A 2,252-nucleotide genomic window follows, 5' to 3' on the forward strand; every position below is an offset into this window, starting at 1 on the left:
AACATTCGGGGCAAATAAATTTGAAGCAAAAACATTGATTGGCATGGTACGAATGAGCCGTGAACTTTTAGAAGACGCGAGCAATATTGATGAAGTTGTCTTTACCGCACTAACCCAATCCTTAGCTTTAGAACTGGATCGCGCTGCACTACTTGGAAATGGACAAGACCCTGAACCGTTAGGATTGTTACATACACCAGGTATTCAAACAATAAGCCTGGGAGATAACGGCGGAGAAATCGCCAACTATGCACCATTTTCGAGAGCTAGTGAAATGATTAAGAGTATAAATGGGGCTCCTAATGCTGCTATTTGGTCGCCGCGAACAGACGGCGTAATTGACCGATTAGTGGACACAACAGGGCAGCCATTAAATGCCCCATCGTCTTTTATTAATTTGAATAAGTTAGCTACAAATCAGATTCCTAATGACATTAAACAAGGTACAGCAACCAATACAAGTTTAGCGTTTGTAGGTGATTGGAAGCACTTGCTTATTGGGTTACGTAAGAGCCTTAGAATCGAAATCAGTAGTGAAGCTGGTGGAGCTTTTGAAAGGTTGCAGCATGTGATTCGAGCTTATATTCGTGCTGATGTGCAAGTAATGCGGCCTAATCACTTTGTAGCTATTAAAGGTATTCTATAGCCCCCCTATGTTCGGGGCTGAAAAAGGGCATCGCGCACAGCGCGCCCCCGTTAAGTGAAAAAAAAGTTCCCTAAATGAAATTTCGGGAGCTTTTTCTTTTAAAGTTGATAGTTTATGCAGAAAAAGTACAAATACAAGAGGTGATAAATTAGTGACTAAAATGACCAGGACACTCCTGCAGCCGATTGAGATTCGCACAGCAGCTGATGGTACATTAACCCGTACTATTACGGGTTACGTAGTCAAATGGGGCAAGCGTAGCCAATTGCTATATGGCGAGTTTTACGAGGTTGTACAAAAGGGTGCATTTGCGCGCAGCTTGAAGGAAGACACAGTAAAGGCGCTATGGAATCACCGAACAGATTTCGTCCTTGGCTCCACCAAATCGGGAACGTTGCGCCTGGAAGAAGACAATATCGGGTTGCGCTTCGAAATCGATCTTCCTGATAGCACATGGGGGAATGATGCGTTCGAATCAATCAAACGTGGCGATACTGACGGCGTTTCGTTTGGGTTTGGCGTCCGTGAAGGCGGCGCAACTAATGAATACCTGTCTGATGAAGATGTATACGAACGTACTTTGTTGAATGTGAGACTGTATGAGGTTTCGCCCACGCCATTCCCCGCATATGAGGACAGCGAAGCCAATGCAGAGCAACGAAGCACTGACATGATTGGTATGGAAACAAGGACTCAACGAAAAGAACTCAAAGAATGTGAACGACTCAAAGATGAGCTTGAACTATTAGAATTGGAGCTTGGCTTGCTATAGAGCAGTCGAGCTTTTTTCGTTCCCATTCTAGTGTCTCATGGTAAAATACTACTAAACGATGAAATACTAGGAGGGTGATAAAAGTGAGTGTTTCAAGGCGTGAAGGCGATAAAAATTGGGAAGTCTACGATGAAGAAATCGAAGTGAAATGTGATTGTGGGCGAGGTAAAAAGGTAGAACATTACCGAACTGCATCTCACGAAAAGGTTCTACGTATTGAACGTGATCATATTCGAACAGAGATTTTTTGCAATACATGCAAACCTGTTTGAGTTAAAAAATGAGGACAACCGCAAATCAAAGGAAATCAAAGAAAACGGCAGATCGTATTTTCAGTACATCTGCTTTTTTTTACTATGTTCCACGGAAGTAAAATCGTGTCTTACGGCCGAATTTGAATGAATATGGTGGTTGAGCTGCTTGACATATTCACCAAATCACAGATTTTGTACATATGTACCCCAAATTTCTGATGAAAGGTATGGCGATCACAATAATGGAGATACCGGACAATGTATTGAACAGAAAAAAGCAAGCTAAGGAAACCAGCATTAATAGTTGGCAGCCAGAAAAGATAAGCTTAGCTTCCGAATGGATTGAGCATGAAGAGACGATCAAGGGGAAAGGCGTTGTAAGGGGAGCCATACATTATTGTGCTCTAGGTCAGAACATTGGAAATGAGCAGAACGAAGATAGACCAGTTATTATTGTATCTTCAGACCGGATAAATTCTACATCCGGAAACGTGCTGGTGGCGCCCTTATCTAAAACATTAAAATCAAAAATTGACAGGGTAACCAGAAAGCCAGTTTTAACGGCAAATGGTAAGCCAAC

4 protein-coding genes are annotated in these 2,252 nt (G+C 42.4%); all 4 read left to right on the forward strand.

The genetic code is table 11. The features are described 5' to 3' along the window. On the forward strand, nt 1–646 hold a 646-nt coding region (locus H580_RS0114470), incomplete at its 5' end, for a phage major capsid protein (protein ID WP_028595410.1). 160 nt (nt 647–806) lie between these two features. Further along, nucleotides 807–1,418: an HK97 family phage prohead protease gene (locus H580_RS0114475; RefSeq protein ID WP_036605317.1), complete on the forward strand. Its 612-nt coding sequence runs from the start codon at nt 807–809 to the stop codon at nt 1,416–1,418. An 83-nt stretch (nt 1,419–1,501) separates the two neighbouring features. Next, nucleotides 1,502–1,690 (forward strand): hypothetical protein, encoded by a 189-nt coding sequence (locus tag H580_RS0114480; RefSeq protein ID WP_028595412.1) that lies wholly within the window; start codon nt 1,502–1,504, stop codon nt 1,688–1,690. Nucleotides 1,691–1,914: 224 nt separating this feature from the next. Beyond that, a partial coding sequence (locus H580_RS24360; protein ID WP_169449372.1) for a type II toxin-antitoxin system PemK/MazF family toxin occupies nt 1,915–2,252 on the forward strand: 338 nt, incomplete at its 3' end.

The organism is Paenibacillus assamensis DSM 18201 (genome assembly GCF_000422445.1).
In the GTDB taxonomy this organism is placed as follows: Bacteria; Bacillota; Bacilli; order Paenibacillales; family Paenibacillaceae; genus Paenibacillus_B; species Paenibacillus_B assamensis.